A 22,449-nucleotide genomic window follows, 5' to 3' on the forward strand; every position below is an offset into this window, starting at 1 on the left:
CGCCGGCGCAGTAGCGCCATCACGTCGGTCCGTGCGCGTGCTCGCCCGCGCGGGCGTCGGTTCGCGACCTTTTGGGGGCCGCGGGTACGGGCCGCGCATGGTTCCGGGCGCGGCGTCCGCCGGTCGGGACGGCCACGGTGAAGCTCGGATCCTCGGCGGGCCGGCGCGGGCGAATGTGGACCTCGCCGAGGCCGTCGCCGCGATCGTCGAACTCGATCGGGCTGACCCACACGTCGCGGGCGCAGCCGGATTCCTCGCACGGAACGTGCTCGAGGCGGTGGTGGACGAAGTACCAGCGCTCGCCGTCGGGGCCGAGCACGGCGGAGCCGTGACCGAAGGCCTGACCGTCGCCCGGGATCAGGAAGCGGCCGACGAGCCGCCCGGGGTTGGTGTACACGAGCTCTTCGACCGTCTCCGCCGCGACCCAGTACACGTGATAATAGGGGGAGTCCCAGTTGCTGCCGCTGAGCAGGAGGTACACGTATTCGCCGCGGCGAAACAGGCTCGGGGCCTCGACGACGCCGAGAGACACGCCGTCGCGCAGCATCTCCTCGCCGAGCGGTCCGCGGGTCATCGACAGCATCCGATCGCAGCCGGGGCAGCCGGCGGCGAGGCGCACGAGCGTCTCGGCGTCGTGGGGGTTGCCGGCGTGGATCTGCGCGACGGCGGGGTCGCAGCGGACGGCGAACGGATCGTTCGGGTCGAGCTCGACGAGGTGGACGTGCTGGCCGTGGTTGGCGCGCTCCCACGCGACCTTGGGCGGGCTGTTGGTGTACCAGGAGTAGGCGAGCCACCAGCGGCCGGTCTGCGGATCGTGGAACACCGTCGAGTCGAGGCGCATGACGTGGTGACAGTAGGTGCCCTGGCAATCGTCGGAGGCGATGTCCAGGCTGTGCGGAAGGACAGGTCGCAAGGGACAGTCGGTGGCGTCGGCGCCCGCGGGCCGGGGCTCCCACGGTCGGTCGGGTCGGGCGAACGGGCCTCCGGGGCTCGGGGACCAGGCGAGGTAGATGCCGCTGTCCTCGTCGTACGGCGGACACGGCGATCGCGGCGCGGCGAAGCGCTGCGCGGTGAACGAGAGCATGAACGACTCCGCGCCGAGCTGGACGATCTCGGGGGCCCACCGCGCACAGTAGTGAGCGCCGTGGAGCGTGAGCGAGCGGTCGGGCGCGTTGGTGCGGCCGAACAGGCCCTGGCCGGCGCCGGTCCAGACGATCAGGTCGGGCGAGGTGAAGCGCGGGAAGTCGCCGGCGTCGTCGACGGTGCTGGTGAGGTGATAGGTGACGCCGTCCGGACCCTCGACGCGCAAGACCCCGGGGTCGGGGTGGCCGATCGGGAGCACGGGGTTCTGTCCCTCGAGCCAGACGAGCGCGGGCTCCTGGGTGACGGCGTCGACGCTCGCGGTGTCGATGGTCGGCGGGTCGGAGGGGTCGCCGTCGCAGGCGAGCACGAGGGTGGCGAGCACGAGCACGCGGCGGCTCTCATCCGCCTTCCGAGCTCGAGAGGGTCGCCGAGGGCGGCGTCGATCGCGTTCGTCGGCCACGGCAGACCACGGGCGACGCGAGGGTAGTCCATGAGGATCTCCGGGGCCGAAGCGCCGACAGCGCTCGGATCGCGAAGCGCGAGTGATGCGACATGGGTATGGCGCCGCCGGGGTACGAGAACGTCGGCGTGTGGCATCCGCAGGGAGCGCCGCCGCCGAGAGCGCCCGGTGAAGGGTCGTGCGCGCCTCCGTCGATCGCGCTCGCGGGGTCGCGCGCGGACGGATGCCCGGCATTGCTGCCGCGCTTGCGCCGGGCCGGCGATGGAGCGACGCTTTTCGGGCCCATGATCATCGAGCTCGAACGCGGCAGGCAGGCAACCCTCGATCAGATCCGCGACCTCGCGGTGCGCTTCGGCAACCGTGTCGAACTGAGCGAGGGCACCGGGGTCTACGACACCGTCCACATCATCGGCGACAGCCGCGAGTTCGCCAGTCGCGAGAGCTACATCCTCGGCTTGCCGGGGGTGCGCGCGGCGTGGCAGCCGACCGGCGGCTACAAGAACATCGCCCGGGTCGTCCGCGGCAACGAGGGCAAGGCGCTCCACCGCGAGCGCCGCGTCGTCGAGGTCAAGGGCCTCGACGGCAAGGCGCGCCGGTTCGGCGGCGGCAAGCACATCTTCGTGTGCGGCCCCGACTCGCCGCAGACGCTCGAGCAGACGCTGGCGACGGCGCGGATGGCCCGCGAGGTCGGCGAGAAGTTCGGCATCCTCGACCGGGTGATGCTGCGCGGCGGGGCGTTCAAGCCGCGCACGCGGCCGACCGACTGGCGCGGCCTCGGCATGAAGGGCATCGCCATCATGGACGCGGCCCGCGAGGAGACCGGCCTGCCCTACGTGACCGAGGTGATGGACCAGAACCTCGTCGAGCAGATCGGCGCCCACGCCGACATGCTGCAGATCGGCACCCGCAACGCCCAGAACTTCGACCTGCTCGAGGCGGTCGGCCGCTTCGGCAAGCCGGCGATCCTGAAGCGCGGGTTCGGCAACGAGGCCGAGGAGTGGTTCTACTCGGCGGAGTACATCGCCAACCAGGGCAACCTCGACATCGTCCTGTGCGAGCGCGGGATGAAGACGCTGTACACGAAGGGCGGCTACTGCCGGAACCAGCCCGACCTCAACGCCTGCACGTTCGCCCGCAAGCAGACGATCCTGCCGATCATCTTCGACCCCAGCCACGTCGCCGGCGACCACCGCATCGTCGCCGAGAACCTGATGGCCGCCTGCGGCCACCTCGTCGACGGGTCGATCACCGAGACGGTCCACACCGAGGCGTGGCGCCGCGAGCAGCTGTGCGACGCCGGCCAGGCGCTGGTCATGGACCAGTACTCGATCCTGGTCGAGGCGGTGCTCGAGTACGAGACGCACGTCGCGCCGAAGATGAAGGCGATCCTTCGCATGCTCGGGACCGACTGAGCGTCGGGCACGCGGGGGGCTGGGGCTCGGGCTTCGCGAATTGCCGACTGCGCCTCGCGGGGGGTCCGGGGAAGGGCCGGCCGCGAGTTCAGCGTGCCGATGGCCCCTCCTGCGTCGGGGTCATCTTGCCCTCGTATTCGCGGCCGGAATGTTAGCGACCCCTCTCGGAACACCTCGAAACCTGGCCCCCGCGTTTCCTGGCCAAATTCGGCGTTCTGAGAGGGGTTCGTGCTGCCGCCATGACCCGTCATGAGCCGCCATCGGGGTTGGAAACGTGGCGGATGGAAACGACCCGGAAACGGCCGTCTCTCGACGACAGGCTACTTCGTGGTCTTCTTGCTCGGGACCTTCTTGCTCGGGACCTTCTTGCGGGCCTTCGCTTCCAACGCGCGGTTGAGCTCCTCGTAGGACTTGTGAAGAACCTCGATCCCTTCCTCGTAGAGCGCGACCATCTCTTCGACGAGAGCAGGATCCATCTTCGAGGCCAGAGCGGCGCGGATGTTCTGGATCCTCTCGAGGTTCGCCTCGGCGCGTTTCAGGGACTTTTTCATCTCATCGGGGGTCATTGGAACCGGAGTGTCATCAGGGTCCGGCATCCGGGTCAAGGCACGCGCGTGTCGACCGCCGGGGGGCAGCCGCCGACAGTTGTGAAGCCGTGATCGGCCGGCGAGGATCTTGGCACCCATGAGGATGCAGACCCGCCCCACGTTCTTCGCCCTGGTCCTGGCCTTGGCCTTCCTCCCGCAGCTCGCCTGCGACGACGATCCACCGGACACCTGCGACGGACCCCTCGCCGCTCGCTCGGTCCCGCTCTTCGCTCCGTGCGGCGACCCGAAGTTCGGCGAGCCGGACCCGTGCGAGGCCGGCATCTGCGTCAACGGGTTCTGCTCGGAGCCGTGCGCGGAGGACGACGACTGCCAGACGTGGGACGGTATCGCTGGCCGTTGTGATCAAGCCGAGGGGGCGTGCTGGTACCCCTGTCAACCTGCAGCAGGCTCGACGGCGGCGGCCGACGCAACCTGCCCGGTCATTGGGGACCTGACCCTTGAGTGCGGCCGCTTCATCTGCGAGGCAACAGTTCCTTGCCCCTCATGAACCGCGTCTCCCTGCTCGACCGCCTATGAGGTTGACGGTGTCGTTCGCAGGTGGTCTTCGTATGCGCGCGCGATGAGGACAAGCATGCTTGCAGAGAGGTAGACCGTGGCCTCTGCGTCCTTCTCACTCGCGCGCCCCTCTTCCGGCTTGGTGGCCTCGCTGTGCGCCCCACGATCGCCTCGAAGCGCATGGAGCTTCTTCATGATCTCCCCGTGCTGCGGTGCCCAGAGTTTCTTCTGGTTGAGGATGTCCACGCTCGCATTGGTCTGAAGAGAAGCGGAGTGCCTCGCGGGCAAGATCTCCTTGACGAGGACTCGAAGCATCCCTTCAAGGGCTTCGGCGGAGTGATGCACGGCCTGCTTGTAGTCCTTCTTCTTCCAGGCATCGAGGGCCTTGCGAAATTCCTTCTCGGTGTCTCGGAAGATCTCGTAACGAACTAAGACATGAAGGCATGGCTCCATCACATCTTTGAACAAGACCGGCTCTGAGGACCGGATCAGCTCGCTTCCGTCGAACTGATAGCCAATATTCCGTTCCGCCAAGTGGCCGTTGACGTTGGAGATTCCGGTTATAAACCGTGCATTCAATTCCTCAGAGCCGCGCCCATCTTCCACAATCCGAACCACATGGCGGAGCACTACCGCTGTGGCATCAAGCGCCGCAAGATCCTCTTTGGCGTCGAGGATATATGCGAGAGTATTCGCTATTCCACGAGGTGGACAGTCCGCCTCGATCTGCCGCCTAAACTTGTCCATGTTGGGCCCACGTGGATGATCTCCATGGAACACGTGTTCCACGATGTCGAGCCGAATATCCTCGACAAGGTCTTCGTATTCTTGGAACAGCTCAAGTTCCTTGAACGCGCGGCGGATGGAGAACACCACCGCCGTGCGCGCGGCGAGATCGAATGGTGAAAGGGGATCAACGATCAGCCCACGTGCTTTCTTCCGCTCGAGTGTGTCTAACAAGACCACGGCCTACTCCTTCAGCTTGTCTTCTGGCCCCTATCTGAGGGGGGATTGAAACTCTCCGGCGGCGAGCTTGGAGCGGATCTCTTCGAAGCTAAAGCCGTTCTCCAAATGAGACTTGACCCACGCCGCTTGGGCCACAGCGACCACCGAGAACCGTGAAGTCTGTCCCCTCCGACCGCCGTGATGGAGATCGGGAGCCGGGAGAACACCCTCGCGGGCCCACCTGAGGATGGTCGTTGCATGTACACCGACGCTCTCGGCCACCTCGCGGGTCGTCCGCCATGGTCTCGCCGAAGGCCGTGAAGTGTCGACTGACACGCCGCAAGTTTAGCTGCGCGCAGCTTGTGATTTCCGGGTCCTCGAGGATGACTATCGCTCAGTCGACGCTCAGTCGACGCTCAGTCCACCTGCGAGGGATCCATGACCAAACCACCCAGAACCCGCGTCCGCGACCTTCCGGACGGCCGCATCCTGCTTCTCCAAGAGGACCCGAGCATGCAGTCGGCGCTCGGTGCGCTCCTTCGACACGCGATCACCCAGACCTCGAGCGAGGCCGAGTGCGCCGCGCTCTGCAAGGTCTCGGTCGCCAAGCTCCGAGAGGTCTCGACCCTGACGGGCGTCCCGCTGCTGTTCGCCGTCCAAGGCGGCGACGAGAAAGGGGGCGAGGCATGAGCGACCGTCCTCAACGACTCGAAGCCGTGGTCGCGCAGCTCGGCGATCTCGGCATCGAGGTCCGTGTCGGCCTCGGCCTCAGCCTCGTGCTCCTCGAGCTCGAGACGGCGGAAACCATCGCGCGGCTCCTGCAGGACCTGCAGAAGATCGAGACCCGGGGGCACGTGTGATCGCTATCGACATGGACGTCGAGGACATGCCGCCACGGCCCGTAGGGTCCCCCGTGGACTTCTTCGAGCGAGTGGCGTTGTCCCTCAAGACCACCGACGCCTCCCTGTTGGACGCCGCCGCGAAGGACTTCCGCGGCATCTACCAGAGCGCGCACGACTACATCACGAACCAGGTCGCGGAACACCTGCCGCCCTTCCTCGGCTGGCTCCCGGCGTGCTGCGATCCGGACAAGCTGCGCGAGGCCTACGAAGGCAAGGCCCTGTGTGTCTGGACCATCCCGCTCGAGGCCGGGCGGGTCATGGTCTTCGAGAGCCCGCGCGAGTCCGCCGCCGTCCTCAAGCTCGCGTAGTACACAGGCGTGAACAACAAAGCCCCGGTCGGATCTTCTCCGCCGGGGCTTCTTCGTTGGTTCACTTCAGACAGGGTCAGGTTCGCAGAGCCTACGGTAGAGATGGGCGTCATCCTGCCGTGCTTCTTCGAGTAGCCCGTGCACGCTCTGGGCGATCTCGTTGTCCGACTTCCCATCAACCACGTCGGCGAGGATGTGGTGGGCTACTTTCGCCACGGAGTAAGCCCGAGCTGCGTGGGCGCTCTCCCCGAGCCGATCGAGGACGAGGGACAGTGTGTGCTTCGCCCGCTGGATCTCCTTTCGGATTCTGCGGCGATGGTATTCCGTGGATGCCGCTGAGACCTGAGCATCGGTGAGCTTCGATGCATCGAACTTGGATTTGCGCTTCATGCAGCCGTTTCCTTTCAATTGGACTCGTCGTCGGGGGTGTGCAGGACTTGGAGGATCTTCCGGAGCCGGCCTTTCACAGCTTCTGGATCATCGAGCGCGATCAAGACTGCTCTGATCATTACCCGTCCCTGGGAGAGTCCGTCTCCTCCCGCGGGGTTCATCGCTTCCGCGCCCCGCCGGAATTGGTCCCGGTAGATCGGGTCGCGCAGTTGATCGGCGGCTTCGTCAAGTAGCTGGAGAATCGTCTTCACTTCCCGCCCCCTCTCAAGGTGCCGAGGAAGGACCGAGCAAAAATGCCGACGAGGTCTGCGGCATCGTCGGAGCCGAGCAGCTCCTGCAAGAGCTTCTTGTTTTCCTTGTTCCCCGCGACCTCAGCGCCGCGGACGATCCACTTGGGGGTTTCCTTCTTCGCCGCGGATTCGGCTGCAGGTTCCGGGTCCGGCTGCATGTCGCCCGTCAGGATGCTGTAAGCCGAGCTAACGCGGCTGTAGAGATCCGCGACGGTCTGGTTGCCGGGGTGCTTGTCGGGATGGAGGTCCTTCGACAGTTCGCGGAACTTGGACTTCACCGCGTCGGCATCGACATCGGGAGGCACTTGGAAGATGGAGAGCGCTTCTCTGCGAGTCACGTAGAGATTCATTCGATAGCCAAGGGATTGTATGGCGAAGAAGAATCCCGACGAAGAAGCGGTTATCGAAGATGCGAAGTACGTCGCTTGGGATCCGGACCTGAAGCATCGAATCCAGGTGAGACTCGAGGACGGGGGACAAAAGAAGCGGGACGGCAGGCGCGGGCAGATCGTTCTCGAGGACGACTCGGTCAGCGACACGGTCGCCCGTTGGCTCATGAGCCCAAAGTGCAAGAAGGCCGAAAAGGGACCTGGGGGCAGGCGGCAAAGCTACATCTGGATCGATGATGTCTTGTGGACCGGAGCGAGCGAGGACATCCCGGACGCCGACGCAGAGCCAACCTCCGCGCTGGCGGTCCAGGCGCCGCAGCACATGGAGAGCGAGGCCGCACGGCAGTACCTCGCGCATCTGTACAGCGAGATCCGGCTCGCTGAAGCCGAGCTCGCGGGGACTCGGAAGAGCTGCGGCGAAGAGATCAGAGCGGCCCTGGATTACCGAGATGGGGAGATCAAGCTCTGCAATGCCCTCATCGAAGACGCGCGAACCAGGCTGGCGAAAGAGCTCGAGCGAGAGGATGTAGCCATGCAGGCTCTGGGCGAGCGAAGGGCTGCGCAAGCGAAGCAGATGATCGAAGACGACACCATCTTCGGACTCGTGAGGTCGAACCACGGGAAGCGGCTTCTGCAGCAGGACAAGAGCACGCTTCAAGAGGTCGCGGAGTTCATTTCGAATCCCGCCGGCGCCATGATCGCTATGGGCGTCGCTCAGAAGATGGGCGTTCCTCCGGAGCTGATCATGATGCTCGGCGGCGGCCAGAAGCCCGACGAAGAAAAAGCCGAGTAGGTCTCGCTACCCATTCTATGGCGCTCCCTATCGCATGATAGGGGCGATCTCTGTGCGCCCCGGAAGAGGGGCCACAAATGGCATCGAAGACATCCAAAGCCCTCGCAGCGGCGGGGGCACGAGCGAAGCGATACGCGAACGAGCTCGAGATCGTGAAGAAGGCTCGCAGCATGGACAAGCGCGAGCTGAAGAAGGCCGGACTCATTGGTGCTGTCGCCGCTGGCGGCGGAGCCTACGGCGGCTACAAGCTCGAGGAGTACATCCAGACGGCTGACAGCGAGAAGATCAGCGACGACAGCTTCCTCAAGAAGGGTGTCGGCGGCCTTCCAGTCACTACCCTTGGTGGCGCCGTCGGGGCCTTCTTCGCCTATCGGCGGTTGAAGGGCCAGGCCGCACTGGCCGTGACTTCCGCTCTCGGCGGACTCGCAGCAGGCGGCATGATCTACAAGGCAGCGAATGAGGAGTGAATCATGGCACTCCCAAAGATCGATCTGCGTGACCCGCGGAACCAGGCCCTGATCCAGGCCGTGGCGCAACAGGTTTTCCAGATGCTCCCTCCTGGGGGGCAGCAGGCCATGGATCTGGCCTGTGACGCGCGACGCGGCGCGCCTGCTCTCCCTGCCGCGACTGCCGCAACGGCGGCGAATGGAGTAGCTCCGATGGCTGGATATCCCTTGGTTCCCGTGTGGTCGCCTGTGACCCAGAACAATAGCACTGCCACGGGTGGCAATGGTGGGGGTTGCGGATGCGCGGTCAAGCCCGGTGCCCCGATGGTCCCCGGCGGTTCGACCCCATCGTATCCGGTCCCCGGTGCAGATGGTGGCATGAACGTTGGAGGCGCTTGCGGGATCAATCTCCCTCCCGGCCCTGGACCCTCGACGCCGATCCCGGTCTCGCAGCAGATCGGAAGCTGGAATTGCCAAGCTGTCCGCCCCGATCTGGCTCCTTGCGACATCCCGCGTGTGGAGAACCAGAACTCGCTTCCCACCGTGATTGGCACTCTCGACGGCCCGATCGCGCTGAACGAAGAGATCGCAGTCGAGTTCGCGCCGATCGGCATCGGACACAGCTTGTGCGTCGAGCTCGTCCAATTCGCCGTGACCAATGCGGAGGACCCACCGGTCACGACCACCTACGCGATCAACAGCATCGGCCTGCAGCCCGAGCTCTTGACGCAGGACCCGAACGGCGAATTCCAGCATGACTGGGATTGGTACAAGCCGGAGCGCCCCTCGTACCTCGGGATCACTGATGGACGCTGCGCCTGTACGACCCTGTGCGTCTGCGTCTCGGCCTATGCCCACGCAAGATTGATCTTCCCCTCGCCAGTGACGGTTGCCATGGGCGAGACCGTGACGATCACCGTTTGGGGCCGACGTCTCAACTGGATGTCCGCGTGCGGTCCGTGCCCGCCCTGCTTGACGTGTGGCCGTACTGAGCTGACTGCGGAAGAGCTCGCCAGCGCTACCGACCAGGTCTACGTGGTCGACTGAGTCTGATCTGTCCTAACGGACAAGTTCTGAGAGGAGAGGTCAATCATGCCTTTGGGCCCCTTCAGCATCGTCATTGACGACAACGGTCAACAGCGCCTGGTCCCCGCCCAAGTGGGTGGCGGTGGCCAGGGCTCCGGCCCCGCCGCATCAAATGCCACGGCGAAGATCCCGCCCCTTGGGATCCAGACCATCGCGGGCACCGGCGGCCAAGTACAGTCGGCCAAGAATCGCAACCTGCTCGTGATCTTGCAGCTCACCGGCGATGGCAACGTCATCCTCCCGCCCCTCGGTCAGGCCGACGTCGGCGCCCGGATCACCTTTGTGCGCGACCTCGGGGATGGGGTCCCGACGATCGTCACCTCGGCCGCCACCGATGACGTCAACGAGGTCCAGAACGCGGTCTTTGCCCCGTACCCGATGCGCTCGCTGCAGGACTCGGTGACGTACCTGCGGGTCCCCAACGGGTGGCAGCGCGAGCAGGGGACGCCGGCCAGGCCGATCATCGCTACTTCGGTGACGCCGATCGTCGTCCCGGCCGCACAGGAGGGGACCCAATACGTGGTCTCTCAGGTCGCAGGCCCGGCTACGCTCGAGCTTCCCAGCTCGGCCGCCGTCGCTGCACTCCGCGACGGCTTCCGGATCGTGATTCGTAACGCCGGCGATACGCACTTGCTGGTCCAGAGCGCCTACCAATTCGACGCTATCAACGGCGTCCTCGACACGGCGAACAACCCGTACCTGGTGCCCCCCGGATCCGTCGCAATCCTGGAGGCCGCCCACAAGAACCCCTCGACCGCGGCAGTCGTGTGGTTGGCCGTCCAGCAGAACGAAGACCCGGCGCCGATCATCTCGGCGTCCAACACAGTCGACGTCCCAGCATGGCGCGGCTTCGGTCGCCAGGTCGTCACTGCCTCCGATCCGGCTGCGACGGTCAACCTGCCCCCCCTTGCCGACCTGGCCATCGGCGCGAATGTCCTCGTCGAGGCAGCAGGCGGAGGTGGCTCTCTCGTCACGATCGTTCCGGATCCAGCGGACAACATCAACGGGTTGAACAACCGTCTGTTAACCGCGAATCGGGCCGCGTTGCTGGTGAGCGACGGAACTCAATGGGTGACGACGGACGGAGCTTGGTTCAGCTTGCCGCCGCAGGTTTCGGCGTCGAACCCGTTGAGCGTCATCCAGTGGATCGACTCGCCCAAGTTCGTGACCTCTACGGCGGCGGGCGCGGGCCATGCCATCAACCTGCCCTCTGCTGCGCTCCTGTCCTATGGGGCATGGTGCGTGATCCACAACAACTCGGCTGATGCCGCCTCGATCGTCGCGGACGGGTCCGATACGATCAATACGGCCGCATCGGTCTCTGTCGCAGCCGGTGACTCGGCCGCGGTCTATCGGGTGACGGCGGGCTCCTGGTTCGCCGTGGGCGTCTGATCTTCTTCTCGCTCTCGGAGGGCTATCTATGGCCGACAACACACTTGTGTACGGCGGGCTCGCCGCCCTGCTGTTCCTGGCTTTCGGCGGGAAGGCTTCCGCGAAGCCCTCGGAGCCGAAGCCCTCGGACCCCGAGGACGAGATCATCCCGTTGCCGGACGACGACTCGGGCGACGACGACGAGGTCATTCCTGTCCCCGACGATGTGCCGTCGGCCAACTGGGGAGCCACGCCAGCGAAGTGGTTGATCCCCTTCGCTACGGCGGAGTCAGCGACTCAGGGCACCTTGCCCGGTCTCGCCCGCTACATGGCAATTCGTTCGTGGACGGCCTACAGGGCTGGCCAAGGTCTGGTGAGCTTCGCTGAAGCTCAGGCGATCGCCGCTGCGGCACCGAACCTGTGCCGCCAGTGCCACAACACTTCTGCGAGCGAGCGCAACGCGAGCTGCCGAGGGATCGAAAGGGTGACGCTTCCGAAGGGAACCAAGGGCCCTTGCGGCGGCGTGGGGGCCTACGAGGCGAGCAAGGTTTGGCCGGTGAGCCCTTACAACGCCGCATGGAAGGACTTCGGGTCGGCTGGCCTTATGGACATCTTGGCGTCCACGGCCCTCTACACCGGAAAGCACGAGGGCTTCACGCCGCTCTTGAACGAGAAGCCCGAGATCCTCTACGACCCCCGGGCGCAGATGTACATCATCGGCGTGATGGTCTACAGGATCGTCAAGGGATCCTATCCGGTGCTGTCACCGACCCCTCGGGAGACCTGGACCAAGATCCACCGAGTGGTGAGCACGGGTTCGCTCTCGAACTCGGCCGCGAACATCGCCGTGGGTACCCGCTTCCAGAACAGGGCCGCGGAATTGGGGATCGACTTGGACAAGTTCGATGAGCTCTCGGGCGGCGGCATGCCCACCCTGCAGACGATCGGCAACTGGCCGGGCGCGCAAGCCTACTCGGATGCTCTCGCCGGGATCCAGGTGGGCTGACCATGCCCGGCGAGTCCATCGGCCGTTTTGGCCCGTTGACGACCTACGGCGGCCGCACGGAGGGCCAGCCGTGTACCGGCTTGCTCGATGTCTGTGACGACCACGACGTGAACGCGTGGCTTGAGCAGGCCAAGCATTGGACCGCGCTTGCGAAGCAAGTTCGGGAAACCGTCGTCGAGACTTGGGGACCCGACATCGCGTTGTGGCCGCAGAAGGTCGGCTTCGGCGAGATCAGCTTCAACGAGTCGATCAACCTGCTCGCTGGCGAGCAAGGTTGGCTCGACAGCAGCAAGGTCGCCAACGCGATCGAGGTCCAAAGGCTCGCCAAGACCGCGATGGAGCTGTGGTTCCAGGCGCTCGAGCAGAAGTACGGGAAGCCCCTTGAGGTCGACCCAGAGGGCTTGGGCTACGACGGCTTGTCGGATCCCGAGAACTTGCCGCCGGTGATCGTTCCCGAGCTTCCCGAGCTGCCGAATCTCGGCCTCGGAGGCGTCGGAGGAGTCCTGCGAATGGCCCTGTGGGGCGGCGGCTTGTACCTCGCCTACAAGGTTCTCGTGGACAAGTGAGGCTGTATGCCCAAACGAAAGATCTCACCCTCGAACAAGCGCAGGATCCTCTTGGCGGCCAAGGCTCGCTACGAGCGCGCCGCAGCCAAGGCCGCAGCGGCGCTCGAGGCTTGTATGTCTTGCAGCACCGACAAGCTCAAGAAGGGCTTGGCGGGCATCGAGGCTGACGGCGAGAAAGAACGCAAGGCTCTCTTGGCGCGTCTCGGCTTGAGCGAGAGGGACGCGTCCGAGTTGCTTTCCGGCCGGTCCGTTGCGGGCAAGAAGGCCTCGAAGAAGAAGACCTCGAAGAAGGCAGCCGCGGCCGCAGCTCCGGCGAAGAAGGCCTCGAAGAAGAAGGCCTCGAAGAAGAAGGCCTCGAAGAAGAAGACCTCGAAGAAGAAGACCGCGAAGAAGAAGGCTTCCAAGAAGGGATGATCCCCCGTGAAGCTCTCGAGCAACGATCCGATCTTTGACCGGGTGCCGGCTGAGTTCTTCAGTCCGTTCCCGAGCGATGACGCGTTGCTTGACCAGAAGTTCGCCGCCCTCATGGAGGGGGTTGTTCCCGACGAGTTTGGGAAGCTCGGCACCATCGGCCAAGCCATCTTCACGCGGGCTCAAGCGCGAGCTTGGCGCGATGCCTTGGCCCTTGCGAACAAGGCCAAGGCCACCATCGCCGGCGACATCCCGACCAATTGGCTCCCGCGGATCGCATGGCTGGACAAGCTACGGCCCGGCGTCGAGGCTTTCGAGGGCCTCTGGGCTGAGGTCGATTGGAGCACAAGCCGCGACCCCGTGATGCTCGGCAAGGATGTGGCCGAGGTCGGCTTGCAGACAGCCTTGAATTTTGTGGGCGCCGTGCCGATCGTCGGCAAGCTCATGGCGGGGATCGTGGGCCTCGGAGATTTCATCTCGCGGCTCTTCGATTCTCCCGCCCCGATTCAACAGAAGCGGATCCTTCTGCCTTGGGGCAGCTACAGCAAGAGCACGGACCAAGACCTCGTGCAGAAGTTCTTGGTTGAGACCTACTGCCCCGGCGTCGACTGGACCAACATTTTCTTGCCTCCGTTCGAACCCGTCCCTTGGAAGATCGCCGATGGGGTCCAGGACGGTGAGATCGTCGGGCAGATGTTCGCGCCGATCTCCGGCGGACAGGTCGCCTGGAGCACTACAGGCCTCGGCGCCATGCCGGGAACCGAGCGCGTAGCGGGGCTCATTCAAAGCCCCAAGGTCCCGCAGGCCGATCCTCGCCTGCTCAGGTACTTCTCGGACGGCACCATGTTTCGGTGGGGACGGGCTCTCACCGACACCGGCGACTTCCTCCCCGCGTTCGCACAGACCTGCACGCTCTTGTGGCAGCAGTGCCAGAAGGGCGGCTCGCCCGACATGTACAAGCTCGATCTCGACAAGATCGAGCTCGCTTGGGAGGAGTACTTCGGGACCTTCTTCGAATCGGTTTGGTCCGAGTTTGCCAAGGACGAGTGGGCTGGGGAATTCGCAGCTCCGTACCTCGCAGTGACCGGCGCCAAGACAAGGCTCGGCTTGAAGCGCAACGGCTATGATCCCTTGCCGAGGCCGATGCCGGCCCCGTTGATCACCCCGAAGATCTTCGCGGAGGGCGCAGGCACCGTGTTGACGAGGAATTCGTGCGCATGGCTCGAGCCGCGGCAAGGCCCGACCTGGCCGTACCCCGAGGGCTCGTACAGCACCGCGCAGCTCGGGCCCTACCCGCCGCCCTACAAGCGGGTGAATCAACGCATTGCCCTCTCGGGTGGGCCTGCATGGCCGATCGGTTCTCCTCTGTCGGCAGGCGCGAAATGCCGGCCGTGGCCGGAGCCCGAGGACTTGCTCGTCAAGTACAGCTCGCCGTTCGAGGCGATGATCAAGCCGGCAATCGACCGCATGCGGCAGCTCCAGACGAAGTGCCTCACCAGCACCTTGGTCACCGCCTACGTGCGGGTCACGGAGAGCGGCGGCATGCCGCCGTATGCCGCCTTCGCAGCCTCACCGACCCTGAGAGCCAAGGCCCTGGACGCGCGGCAGCTCTTGCTCGCCCACGAGGCTCGCTTCGGGATCTTGCTCTCCGACGTCGACGAGGTTGACCCGGCCTTCGCGGATCAGCTTCGAGCTTCGGGCGTAACGAACAGCCCCGCACAGCTCGCGCAAGCTCGAGGGCTGGGGCTCAAGATTGGACAGGGCGGCAAGGGCGGTGAGGACGAACTTCCCTCGGCCCTCCCGCCGCAGGGTGGCTCACCATGGGCCCCACCTGATCGTCCGAGCTCGGGCGGCGGTGGTGCTGGCCTTGCGATCGCAGGGGTCGGACTCGGAGCCCTGTTGCTCCTGTGAGGTACGTATGGCGTTCAGCAAAGACCCAGGGCTCAAGCTCAACATCTACAGCGGCCAGCGGCCTACGGCAGCCAAGGTGCTGCCTGCTGGACCGACCGGCTTCAAGAACACCGGCGGCGGATCCGGCTCAGGGGGCGGAGGGATCGCGATCGTCGCGGTCGTCCTGGCCGCCGTGTTCCTGCTGAAGTGAGGCCCTTGTGGACTGCCTCGCCGCATACGAAGTCATCGCTGGAGCCTCCCTCGGGATCTTCATCGCCGGCGGGGCCCTCGTCCTGGCCTACAGGTTCCTCGACCCGACCCCCCCGTCCGAAGCCGAGGAAGACGACGACCTCGATTAACAGCCGATGTACTCAGGTGTGTATGGGCGCCTGGTTCCTCGTCGTGATGCTCGTCTGTTCCGAAGTCCACGACCGCTGGCGTCGGCGAGGACGGAGTCCGTAAAGCTCGGTCGGCTCCCTGGCGCGCCACTAGAAACTGCCGGGCGGCATCGGGCTTGGGCTCCAGTATTCGCCCGCAAACGGCGGGATGTACTGCTTGCCCAACGGGTGCAACGGGAGGTCAACGTTCTCGAAGATGCGAGAGTGATGGTCTTCAGTCTTCAAGGCGAAGCGTCCCCAGCGGGTTCGGAGCAACCCGATCCCGTACTGCGCGGTGAGCAAAACGTGAACGGCGGCAACGGCATTGAGCGCTCTGGAGAAGGTCGCTTCCTTAAGGCCCTCCATGCGATCATGCTTTGTCGCGTTGTAAGCGTTGTACCAGTCGAGGCTTTGAGACGGCGGACCTTCGCCCCATCCGTGGAAAGGCTGCAGTGGAGGGTAGTCGGGGTAGCGTACGAGCCTGGATGAAATGTGGCCGAGCTTCAGCACCGGGTAGGTCTTCACGTAGTCGTTCGTGCTCCAGTGCTTTCCGTTGCTCTGGCAACCATGCGATAGCATCACCCTCTTGAGGAGATTTTCGACCTCCGTGCAGGCGAGGATAAGGAGGCGCCTGATCCCATGGCCGAAGGCCATTTCGTTGGGAGATGGATTTGGGCTGCCCTTGTACGGTTCGATGATCTGAAAAAGGCTCTCCAAGTCGCGCTCGAGTAATTCGAAATTCACGATGTCGCTCGTGAATTCCTGGCCATACATAGAAGCGGGCTCGGGGCCAGCCTTCTGCCTCCAGACACGAGGGTGAAATTTCCCCGGCGGCATGCTGGCTTGTGCGACCTCGCTGAGGTGCCACTCGGGATGCATCTTCTGCAGCAGGTCTTTCACGGCTTCAGCGTTGAGCTGATCGGGAGCATTAGACCTATGAGGCTCTTCGCCGAGTAGGTACTCCGTGTCGAGTTGGTAGAAGAAGGTGCCATCTGGACGGCACCAAAAGGTGCCATCCTGCGGATATGGGCTGTCGACACCCCTCATGGTCATGCGAAAGCGGAAGTTGGGGGGGTTCATGTTGCCCAGGATCAAGCTGCGGCAAGCGACTCACAAGCAGTCCACATTTGAGGAAGGATCACTGGGCCGAGCTGGCGATGTCGTTCTGGTTGGCGGTCTCGTGCCCGTGATGGACGACTGGTAGCCGCTACTCGACCGGGCGCTGCTTCCACTTCGCCAGGGCTTCTGCTTCATGAGCGCCTTCGATGTAGACCAGGATCTTAAACGTGCCATCGTGGGGCCAGTCGAGCAGTACGTAGTGGTGAACCGGCTTGAGGTGCTTGTTCAGGCCATCGAAGACCGCTTCGAGCTCCCGCTCGCGCGCCTCCCGTACTCCCTGATCGTTGGTCAGAACTCCTCTATGCGCGACGCTGAAGTGTATGTGCCGATAGTTGTCGTTCGGTCGGAGGGCGCCATCTCTAACCCACTTGCAATCGGCGGCAGGATGCTTTTTCAGGAACGCGAGAACGTAGTCGCGTACTTCCTTCAGGTCGATCACTTCGCGGACGGGGGTGGTCATGCGACCATGCTCCTTGTCCGTGGGCATCCTCGCAAGTCGTTCCTACAGGTGTGCGACAGCGCTCTTTTCGGTGCGCGGTACCGCTCGGCCACTCGTGCGCGACGACGCCCATCGGCCTCACACGCGGTGGAACCAGGTATGGCGCCCGAACCGGTTGCCCACGATGAGACCACGGTCGACGAGGTCGACGAGGATCTTCCGCGCGGTCGATCGGGCCACCCCTAGCACCCGCGCCGCGCGCCTGGGGGTCCAGTGTCCTCCCCGCTTGATCCTGGGGAGCAGGTCTTGCTCCCGTTCGGAGAGGGGGAGCAGGTCCTCTCGCAGGAACCTGGTCCGGAGCGCGAGCCTGAAGGTTGAGAGTTTGTAGTTGCGGGTCGTGGGCATGTCCCTCTTACGCCCGCGGGAACACTCCGCCCGGAGCATCTTCGGGCCGTCCGCCCGGACGATCCGAACTCCGGTACCTGCGGAGGATCGTCTCGATGCTCCGGGGGTGCCACCGGTACCCCCGCGGCCGGTGACCGGCGGCTGTCATGCGACGGGCCATTTCCGCCCACGAGAGGCGGAGGATGTCGAGCTCGAGCAAGAGAACCAGGCCGGCTTGCTCGTTTGGGTCGATCTCGATCGAGCGATAGAAGCCGCGTTCGTCGGTGGGGTCGGGGGTCAGGACGATCTTCCACCCGTAGGGGGGTCGACCGCCGGCAGCTCGGCCCCGCTCTTGGAGGCGTCGCAGGGCCGCACTCGTCCTGTCCTTGATCGCCAAGCGCTCGATCTTGGCGGCGAAGTCCATGCCCTCCCTTTGGACCTCGCCGGCGAACCCAGCCGCATCACTCGCACCATCGGAAGTGCGCATGATGGACCCACGACGGGCCGTCATGCGCTCGAGCTCGAGCATCAACGCGGGCTCACGGCCGAACCTGTCCCGCTTCGAGGCGACGAGGACGCCGGCCTTGTGTTCACGGAGGGCTGCAAGAGCCGCCTGAAGACCCGGACGATCAACAAGGGGTGTGGCCCCGCCGACACCTTCGTCGAGGAAGCTGGCGACGATCGTCACGCCTTGGGACGCTGCCCACCGGGCGATGGCCGCCGCCTGGACGTCGGGGGAGGCCTCTTGCTTGTCCGTGGAGACCCGCAGGTACGCGACGGCCCTCGTGGGGTCGCCCTTGTTCGATCGGCGCTGGGTCATTGTTCACTCCAGTTGCAGATTCCCTCGAGCATGCGATCGGTCGGATCAGCCTGCGCCGAGTCGGCCTTCCGCTTCCTCCTATTGGGTTTGGTAGGATTGCTCGTAGCGTCCGGCGCTTTGTGCACACCCACCGGCGGAGCGGGCACAGATATAAGAGAGGGATCGTTGCGCCAATCGGCGGAGCCTTGGCCTACGATCACCGAGTCAGCCCCTGCTGGCATAGGTTTGACGAGAGTTTCGTTAGTTTGATCCACCCTTCCTCTGACCTTGCCGATCCGCTTCTTCGGAGGCGGGCGGGCTGTGTCCTTGGGAGGGGCGTATGGATCGAACGTGCGAGCATCTTCGAGGACGATCTGGGGGCTGACGTTGCCCTTCCCCTTCGTCGAGGGGTTGGCGTTGTCGATCTCGTCCATGGCTGCCTCGACTTCACGGAGGTCGTCGGGGTCGAGAGGGTCGCGCTGGCCTACGGGGGCCGTGACCGAGCCATGTGGGGCCGTGTTCGCGGTCTCTCCTGCGGAGAGGATGCGGAGACGGGTCCAGGTGGATGGGTCTGGGCCTCCGCCTGCCCTTGCGAGCTCGAGGCATGCGGAGGCGATGTCAGCGAACGGATCGTGGGGGAGACGATCATGTTCTGCGACGAATGTCCGACCCATGATCGATTCGACCTTCTTGATGATCTTTCGTGTGTCGCACCCTTCAGCGCGCAAGATTTCCTCACCCTCGAACACGATATCTGCGTACTGGCTGGCGGTCCCGCGACTGACGCCGGCGGCGAGGAGCCGCTTGCGAAGGTCGGAGGGAGAGAGAGCGACCTCGATCGATCTCGCGTCCTTGCCATAGAGATCGAGCTCTCGCAGGCGCTCGAGGAGAACGCCGGCCCAGACGCGGGGGTCGAGAGCGTCCTCGAGAGAGATGGAGGGCTTGCCCTCGATCTCGTCGGAGTCCTCGTCACCGGAGCGGGTTGGGCGGGCGGTGAAGTCGTCGCAGATCTTGAGTGGCCGACAGCCGCTCTTGCGCTCCTTCCCATGGACTGCTTCGAGTCGCAGGGTTTGGGCGAGCGCGCTGGAGGGTTCGATCTCGGCCTCCAAGCCAGCGGCCTCGAGATCCTTCAGGAGCTTGGGGGCTCGGGGGTAGAGGCGGGTCTCTTCGCAGCCCTTCTTACCCCCCTTGTACCGCCTGTGAGTGACGCCCCCGGTGGGGTCGTCGTCGTCGTCCCAGGGGTTGAAGTAGGTCGCCGGCTGCGCCTGGGTCTTGTAGACCTTGGGGCGCCTGCGTGCGACGTGGTCGAGCACGGTCCGGTGATCGGGGCAGACGACATCGGCGAAGACGTCGATCCGCAGGACCTCCACCGTGTACTCGCCGAGCTGGAGGGCTTCGGCGATCTCCTCGATGATGGTCTTGACGATGGAGCCGGCCTCGGAGGAGCTGCACGTCTTGTCGTTCACCCAGAACGGGGCGTCCGGGTACATCATGGAGGACTTGACGCGCGCGACCTCGAAGGTGATGTCGAACTTGCCGCTACAGACTGGATCTTCCTCATCGGGATGGGTCCACAGCTCGAGCTCGTGGGCGTTCACGAAGATCTTCAGCGCGGGATGGTTGGCGTGCCAGTCATAGAACGTCTGCTCGGACCACCCGGGGCGCTCGCGCACGGCGGAGAGGGTGAATCCATCGGGAAGGGTTGGCCACTTGGCGGCGTCCTTGGGGGCGCGCTGGAAGTACAAGCGGACGGAGAATGTATCGAGGCCGATCTTCGGCTTGCGGTTCTCGTGCTCTGATCGTACTGTGTTGAGCATTGCTTCCTCGGGAGCGTCGAGGGGGCGGGCTACGCGGAGTCAGCGGTCGGGGGACCGCCCTCCGGGCGAGGGGCTCCAGGCAAATGCCTGGGGCCCTTGGCTTTTCATGCCCCGTACACAGCGGGGCCAAAGCCCATATAGCACAAGGGCCGACAAGGAACATCCCCACCGCCCCTGGCGCGCTTCAACTTACTTCTTCTTCTTGGCAGCGGCTTCGGCGGCGCGCTGGATCACCCGGTGGACCGACGTGGGGTGCCACCATCCACCCTGCGGGCCCGGTACTTCCTCGTCCTTCAGGATCTCGGAGATTTGGCGGATGGACTTGCCCTCCTTGTGCATAGCCAAGATGCGCCGGTGGATCGGCGCCCTGGGGTCATCTTCGCGGGAGGCGACTTCTGTGGTGGTGTTCACGGTTGTGGACATGGGATTTCCAGACATCGAGGGGAGGACGCGATCGACCAGATCGAGGGCCCAGGCTCGCGCGGCCTGAGAACACTCGGGCGGCATGTGCCAAGGAGGTGGGGTGTTCTCGCGTGTGAACACTACGACCTCGCCGGCATCGTTCTCGGCGCGCATGTCGGTGAGGGCGATCGCTACAGCCTCATGGAGCACATCCACGAGTCGGGCGTGAAGAGCGGTCACCTGCGCACGCGTAGCGGCATCGGCACGGGGAGCGAGAGCAGAGACGTTGAGGTCGGCCGCACGGGCATCGGCGGCTCGGAGGGCTTCGGGGGAGCGGGGCACATTGTCAGTGTACACGAGTGTGTACACCCAATCCAGGGGCGATGTCTGACGAAAGCCTATCCGGCGGGTGCAAGCCCAAGCCTGTCCCCCGATCACCCGCACCACTTCCCGCCCCCGCCCCCAGCACGACGAGGGCCGGAACTGGACATCCGACGCCGGCCCCGACGAGTGTGAATTCACACGTGTCGGTGTCGGTGTCGGTGACCTCGATCCGGACCACCTGCTCAAGGCCCACGAAGTCGCCCAGATCCTGCGCACGAGCATCCGAACCCTCGAGCGCTGGCGGGCCAAGGGTGAAGGTCCCCCCCACAGCTGCAACGGCCGGCGGGTTGCCTACCGAGCCGGGGCCGTGCTGGCATGGGTGCGCCAGGAAACGCGGGGGCGGAAAGAGCCCGCCCCCTTGGAAACGAAACACACCTGCAAGCCCGTGACCTGCTGCCCCTACATCAAAGACTCGAGCCGCTGGCACGCGGATCTTGAGTACATCGACCCCCGGACCGGCAAGCCCGATCGGAAGCGACGTGTCGCACCGGCCGGCTTGACGCTCGAGGGTGCGATTGCATGGGGCGAGGGAGAGAGATTGCGGATCGTGACTGAGCTTGCTCGCTCTGTCTCGACCGACACGAGAGAGGAGAGTGAAGAAGAACAGCCGAAGAAGAAGACCACGGCCCCCACGCTTGCCGAACTCTGGCCGGAGTTCTCGGCCAAGTACATCGCCGCGCAGAAGCACAACACTCGCGTCATGTACGGTTGCCACTGGACGCGGCACATCGCCGAAGCTCTCGGTGACGTGCGTGCGGACCAGATCGATCTCGCGGCGATGAACAAGCTTCGCGACGACCTTGAATGCAAGGGTATGGCGATCTCGAGCCAGAAGAAGGTGATCGAGAAGGTGCGTCGCATGCTCACGTGGGCCATGCGTCGGACCAAGATCCCGTTCGCCGAGATCCCGACGATCGAATGGGACAAGGTGAAGAAGCGGAAACTCGAAATCTTCTCGCCCGAGGATCTCGAGCACTTCGTCGGCAGCGGTGCGAAGGACACCTACGAGCGGGTCCTCGCGCTCCTGTTGGCCGATGCCGTCCTGCGCATCGGTGAGACCGCCGGCCTCATGTGGGAGGACATCGACTTCGCCGAGGGAACGATGGAGATCCGCAGGAACGTCTGCCAGGGCGTTCTCCAGGACACGCCCAAGGGCGAGGAAGGGACGATCCCGCTCACTCCTCGGCTGGCAGCTGCGCTCAAGAAGCTGTGGGAGCAGAGCGACCACGCGTTCGTCCTCGGACGAGGCGCGGTCGAGTACCCGAGCGATCGCGCGCTCGGGAAGCGGGTCCTGAGGATGCAGCGGGATGCCGATCTGCGACAGCACGGCCCCCACCGTTGCCGTCACTCGCGCCTGACCCACCTGGCAGAGCGCGGGATCAAGCCCTACGCCCTCCAGGCCCTGGCGAGGCACGCGAGCTTGAAGACGACCATGAGCTACTACATCCACACGGACAAGCGGAAGCTGGCCCGTGAGGCTGTGGCCGAGATCGCCGCCATGACGGGGCCCCCGGTTCCCCCGGCGCCCTCGGCGCGGTTTGGAAACGCTGCGGAAGCGAAACGGAAAAAGCTCCGTATCGCCCTTGCAGCGTAGATCTGGCGGCGAATTCACATTCGCGGCCGGCCCTTCCCCGGACCCCTGGCACGGCTGCAGCCGTGAGAGGCCGACACGCCGTCGTGGGCTTCGATGTGGGATGTCCTGGAGGACAGGTCGTGGGGCGCCTGTTCGACGGCCAGGGCTGGCCGCCGAACAGACGCTTTCTCGCGTCCTTTCGGCGTGTCATTCCCCGCGGGAGTGCCGCGACGAACCACGGGCGAGGGCAAAGGGGGAGGACATGCCCTCTCGGGCATGTCCTTTGAGACGGGGTGGTGAGGAC

General features: G+C 64.9%; 28 protein-coding genes. 16 read left to right on the top strand and 12 right to left on the bottom strand.

Annotated features, from left to right (window positions below; all coding sequences use genetic code 11):
- Nucleotides 1–19 precede the first annotated feature (19 nt).
- Nucleotides 20–1,471 carry a glycoside hydrolase family 43 protein gene (locus tag K7C98_RS38980; RefSeq protein ID WP_224196999.1) on the bottom strand — a complete coding sequence of 484 codons (1,452 nt, stop codon included), beginning with the start codon at nt 1,469–1,471 and terminating at the stop codon, nt 20–22.
- 356 nt (nt 1,472–1,827) lie between these two features.
- Here K7C98_RS38980 and K7C98_RS38985 point away from each other — a divergent pair, with 356 nt between their 5' ends.
- Nucleotides 1,828–2,955: a hypothetical protein gene (locus K7C98_RS38985; RefSeq protein ID WP_224197000.1), complete on the top strand. Its 1,128-nt coding sequence runs from the start codon at nt 1,828–1,830 to the stop codon at nt 2,953–2,955.
- 320 nt (nt 2,956–3,275) lie between these two features.
- Here K7C98_RS38985 and K7C98_RS38990 read toward each other — a convergent pair whose 3' ends face one another.
- On the bottom strand, nt 3,276–3,506 hold the full coding sequence (locus K7C98_RS38990) for a hypothetical protein (RefSeq protein ID WP_224197001.1): 231 nt from the start codon (nt 3,504–3,506) through the stop codon (nt 3,276–3,278).
- Nucleotides 3,507–3,639: 133 nt separating this feature from the next.
- Between K7C98_RS38990 and K7C98_RS38995 the strand changes: the two genes are divergently transcribed.
- A complete protein-coding gene (locus K7C98_RS38995) occupies nt 3,640–4,050 on the top strand; it encodes a hypothetical protein (protein WP_224197002.1) in 411 nt (136 codons plus the stop codon).
- Between the two features lie 23 nt (nt 4,051–4,073).
- On the opposite strand, the gene K7C98_RS39000 is transcribed toward K7C98_RS38995, so the two are convergent.
- A complete protein-coding gene (locus K7C98_RS39000; protein ID WP_224197003.1) occupies nt 4,074–5,024 on the bottom strand; it encodes a hypothetical protein in 951 nt (316 codons plus the stop codon).
- Between the two features lie 30 nt (nt 5,025–5,054).
- Nucleotides 5,055–5,339, bottom strand: a complete 285-nt coding sequence (locus K7C98_RS45565) for a MerR family transcriptional regulator (protein ID WP_224197004.1) — start codon at nt 5,337–5,339, stop codon at nt 5,055–5,057.
- 177 nt (nt 5,340–5,516) lie between these two features.
- Here K7C98_RS45565 and K7C98_RS39010 point away from each other — a divergent pair, with 177 nt between their 5' ends.
- Genes K7C98_RS39010 through K7C98_RS39020 form a run of 3 tightly spaced genes read left to right on the top strand, consistent with a single transcriptional unit; the run spans nt 5,517 to nt 6,213 of the window.
- A complete protein-coding gene (locus K7C98_RS39010; protein WP_224197005.1) occupies nt 5,517–5,693 on the top strand; it encodes a hypothetical protein in 177 nt (58 codons plus the stop codon).
- The gene (locus tag K7C98_RS39015) at nt 5,690–5,863 is read left to right on the top strand and encodes a hypothetical protein (RefSeq protein WP_224197006.1); all 174 of its coding nucleotides are present in this window, start codon (nt 5,690–5,692) and stop codon (nt 5,861–5,863) included. Before K7C98_RS39010 ends, K7C98_RS39015 begins: the two co-directional genes overlap by 4 nt.
- Nucleotides 5,864–5,916: 53 nt before the next feature.
- Complete coding sequence (locus tag K7C98_RS39020) at nt 5,917–6,213, top strand: hypothetical protein (protein WP_224197007.1); 297 nt, start codon at nt 5,917–5,919, stop codon at nt 6,211–6,213.
- A gap of 66 nt (nt 6,214–6,279) precedes the next feature.
- Here K7C98_RS39020 and K7C98_RS39025 read toward each other — a convergent pair whose 3' ends face one another.
- Genes K7C98_RS39025 through K7C98_RS39035 form a run of 3 tightly spaced genes read right to left on the bottom strand, consistent with a single transcriptional unit; the run spans nt 6,280 to nt 7,243 of the window.
- Nucleotides 6,280–6,603 (bottom strand): hypothetical protein, encoded by a 324-nt coding sequence (locus K7C98_RS39025; protein ID WP_224197008.1) that lies wholly within the window; start codon nt 6,601–6,603, stop codon nt 6,280–6,282.
- 14 nt (nt 6,604–6,617) lie between these two features.
- Nucleotides 6,618–6,854, bottom strand: a complete 237-nt coding sequence (locus K7C98_RS39030) for a hypothetical protein (RefSeq protein WP_224197009.1) — start codon at nt 6,852–6,854, stop codon at nt 6,618–6,620.
- The gene (locus K7C98_RS39035) at nt 6,851–7,243 is read right to left on the bottom strand and encodes a J domain-containing protein (protein WP_224197010.1); all 393 of its coding nucleotides are present in this window, start codon (nt 7,241–7,243) and stop codon (nt 6,851–6,853) included. Before K7C98_RS39035 ends, K7C98_RS39030 begins: the two co-directional genes overlap by 4 nt.
- Nucleotides 7,244–7,262: 19 nt before the next feature.
- Here K7C98_RS39035 and K7C98_RS39040 point away from each other — a divergent pair, with 19 nt between their 5' ends.
- The 10 genes from K7C98_RS39040 to K7C98_RS39085 all read left to right on the top strand — a co-directional run bounded on the left by K7C98_RS39040 (nt 7,263) and on the right by K7C98_RS39085 (nt 15,210).
- Nucleotides 7,263–8,075: a hypothetical protein gene (locus K7C98_RS39040; protein ID WP_224197011.1), complete on the top strand. Its 813-nt coding sequence runs from the start codon at nt 7,263–7,265 to the stop codon at nt 8,073–8,075.
- Between the two features lie 77 nt (nt 8,076–8,152).
- Nucleotides 8,153–8,542 (top strand): hypothetical protein, encoded by a 390-nt coding sequence (locus K7C98_RS39045; RefSeq protein ID WP_224197012.1) that lies wholly within the window; start codon nt 8,153–8,155, stop codon nt 8,540–8,542.
- Nucleotides 8,543–9,037: 495 nt separating this feature from the next.
- The gene (locus tag K7C98_RS39050; RefSeq protein WP_224197013.1) at nt 9,038–9,568 is read left to right on the top strand and encodes a hypothetical protein; all 531 of its coding nucleotides are present in this window, start codon (nt 9,038–9,040) and stop codon (nt 9,566–9,568) included.
- A gap of 45 nt (nt 9,569–9,613) precedes the next feature.
- Nucleotides 9,614–10,999, top strand: a complete 1,386-nt coding sequence (locus K7C98_RS39055; protein WP_224197014.1) for a hypothetical protein — start codon at nt 9,614–9,616, stop codon at nt 10,997–10,999.
- A gap of 28 nt (nt 11,000–11,027) precedes the next feature.
- Nucleotides 11,028–11,984 (top strand): hypothetical protein, encoded by a 957-nt coding sequence (locus tag K7C98_RS39060; RefSeq protein WP_224197015.1) that lies wholly within the window; start codon nt 11,028–11,030, stop codon nt 11,982–11,984.
- Nucleotides 11,985–11,986: 2 nt separating this feature from the next.
- The gene (locus K7C98_RS39065) at nt 11,987–12,550 is read left to right on the top strand and encodes a hypothetical protein (protein WP_224197016.1); all 564 of its coding nucleotides are present in this window, start codon (nt 11,987–11,989) and stop codon (nt 12,548–12,550) included.
- Nucleotides 12,551–12,556: 6 nt separating this feature from the next.
- Nucleotides 12,557–12,964 (top strand): hypothetical protein, encoded by a 408-nt coding sequence (locus K7C98_RS39070; protein ID WP_224197017.1) that lies wholly within the window; start codon nt 12,557–12,559, stop codon nt 12,962–12,964.
- A gap of 6 nt (nt 12,965–12,970) precedes the next feature.
- The gene (locus K7C98_RS39075; protein WP_224197018.1) at nt 12,971–14,872 is read left to right on the top strand and encodes a hypothetical protein; all 1,902 of its coding nucleotides are present in this window, start codon (nt 12,971–12,973) and stop codon (nt 14,870–14,872) included.
- Nucleotides 14,873–14,879: 7 nt separating this feature from the next.
- Nucleotides 14,880–15,062, top strand: coding sequence for a hypothetical protein (locus K7C98_RS39080; protein ID WP_224197019.1), 183 nt, complete (start codon nt 14,880–14,882; stop codon nt 15,060–15,062).
- 7 nt (nt 15,063–15,069) lie between these two features.
- On the top strand, nt 15,070–15,210 hold the full coding sequence (locus K7C98_RS39085; protein ID WP_224197020.1) for a hypothetical protein: 141 nt from the start codon (nt 15,070–15,072) through the stop codon (nt 15,208–15,210).
- A 129-nt stretch (nt 15,211–15,339) separates the two neighbouring features.
- Here the strand turns inward: K7C98_RS39085 and K7C98_RS39090 are convergent, their stop codons facing one another.
- From K7C98_RS39090 to K7C98_RS45270, 5 genes are all read right to left on the bottom strand, one after another.
- A complete protein-coding gene (locus K7C98_RS39090; protein WP_224197021.1) occupies nt 15,340–16,308 on the bottom strand; it encodes a hypothetical protein in 969 nt (322 codons plus the stop codon).
- Nucleotides 16,309–16,435: 127 nt separating this feature from the next.
- Nucleotides 16,436–16,807 (bottom strand): hypothetical protein, encoded by a 372-nt coding sequence (locus tag K7C98_RS39095; protein WP_224197022.1) that lies wholly within the window; start codon nt 16,805–16,807, stop codon nt 16,436–16,438.
- Between the two features lie 391 nt (nt 16,808–17,198).
- The gene (locus K7C98_RS39100) at nt 17,199–17,990 is read right to left on the bottom strand and encodes a recombinase family protein (protein WP_224197023.1); all 792 of its coding nucleotides are present in this window, start codon (nt 17,988–17,990) and stop codon (nt 17,199–17,201) included.
- Entirely contained in the window at nt 17,987–19,786 is a 1,800-nt protein-coding gene (locus K7C98_RS39105; protein ID WP_224197024.1) for a hypothetical protein, read from the bottom strand. The genes K7C98_RS39100 and K7C98_RS39105 overlap by 4 nt, the downstream gene beginning before the upstream one ends.
- Before the next feature lie 189 nt (nt 19,787–19,975).
- A complete protein-coding gene (locus tag K7C98_RS45270) occupies nt 19,976–20,428 on the bottom strand; it encodes a recombinase family protein (protein ID WP_224197025.1) in 453 nt (150 codons plus the stop codon).
- Nucleotides 20,429–20,597: 169 nt separating this feature from the next.
- Here K7C98_RS45270 and K7C98_RS39115 point away from each other — a divergent pair, with 169 nt between their 5' ends.
- Nucleotides 20,598–22,166 (top strand): tyrosine-type recombinase/integrase, encoded by a 1,569-nt coding sequence (locus K7C98_RS39115; protein WP_224197026.1) that lies wholly within the window; start codon nt 20,598–20,600, stop codon nt 22,164–22,166.
- Nucleotides 22,167–22,449 lie beyond the last annotated feature (283 nt).

The organism is Nannocystis pusilla (assembly GCF_020073745.1).
Lineage (GTDB): Bacteria > Myxococcota_A > Polyangia > Nannocystales > Nannocystaceae > Nannocystis > Nannocystis radixulma.

Coding starts and splice junctions, on each gene's coding strand:
- K7C98_RS38985 (WP_224197000.1), top strand. CDS start 1,828: ATGATCATCGAGCTCGAACGCGGCAGGCAGGCAACCCTCGATCAGATC.
- K7C98_RS38990 (WP_224197001.1), bottom strand. CDS start 3,506: ATGAAAAAGTCCCTGAAACGCGCCGAGGCGAACCTCGAGAGGATCCAG.
- K7C98_RS38995 (WP_224197002.1), top strand. CDS start 3,640: ATGAGGATGCAGACCCGCCCCACGTTCTTCGCCCTGGTCCTGGCCTTG.
- K7C98_RS39010 (WP_224197005.1), top strand. CDS start 5,517: ATGCAGTCGGCGCTCGGTGCGCTCCTTCGACACGCGATCACCCAGACC.
- K7C98_RS39015 (WP_224197006.1), top strand. CDS start 5,690: ATGAGCGACCGTCCTCAACGACTCGAAGCCGTGGTCGCGCAGCTCGGC.
- K7C98_RS39025 (WP_224197008.1), bottom strand. CDS start 6,603: ATGAAGCGCAAATCCAAGTTCGATGCATCGAAGCTCACCGATGCTCAG.
- K7C98_RS39035 (WP_224197010.1), bottom strand. CDS start 7,243: ATGAATCTCTACGTGACTCGCAGAGAAGCGCTCTCCATCTTCCAAGTG.
- K7C98_RS39040 (WP_224197011.1), top strand. CDS start 7,263: ATGGCGAAGAAGAATCCCGACGAAGAAGCGGTTATCGAAGATGCGAAG.
- K7C98_RS39045 (WP_224197012.1), top strand. CDS start 8,153: ATGGCATCGAAGACATCCAAAGCCCTCGCAGCGGCGGGGGCACGAGCG.
- K7C98_RS39055 (WP_224197014.1), top strand. CDS start 9,614: ATGCCTTTGGGCCCCTTCAGCATCGTCATTGACGACAACGGTCAACAG.
- K7C98_RS39060 (WP_224197015.1), top strand. CDS start 11,028: ATGGCCGACAACACACTTGTGTACGGCGGGCTCGCCGCCCTGCTGTTC.
- K7C98_RS39065 (WP_224197016.1), top strand. CDS start 11,987: ATGCCCGGCGAGTCCATCGGCCGTTTTGGCCCGTTGACGACCTACGGC.
- K7C98_RS39070 (WP_224197017.1), top strand. CDS start 12,557: ATGCCCAAACGAAAGATCTCACCCTCGAACAAGCGCAGGATCCTCTTG.
- K7C98_RS39080 (WP_224197019.1), top strand. CDS start 14,880: ATGGCGTTCAGCAAAGACCCAGGGCTCAAGCTCAACATCTACAGCGGC.
- K7C98_RS39090 (WP_224197021.1), bottom strand. CDS start 16,308: ATGAACCCCCCCAACTTCCGCTTTCGCATGACCATGAGGGGTGTCGAC.
- K7C98_RS39095 (WP_224197022.1), bottom strand. CDS start 16,807: ATGACCACCCCCGTCCGCGAAGTGATCGACCTGAAGGAAGTACGCGAC.
- K7C98_RS39100 (WP_224197023.1), bottom strand. CDS start 17,990: ATGACCCAGCGCCGATCGAACAAGGGCGACCCCACGAGGGCCGTCGCG.
- K7C98_RS39105 (WP_224197024.1), bottom strand. CDS start 19,786: ATGCTCAACACAGTACGATCAGAGCACGAGAACCGCAAGCCGAAGATC.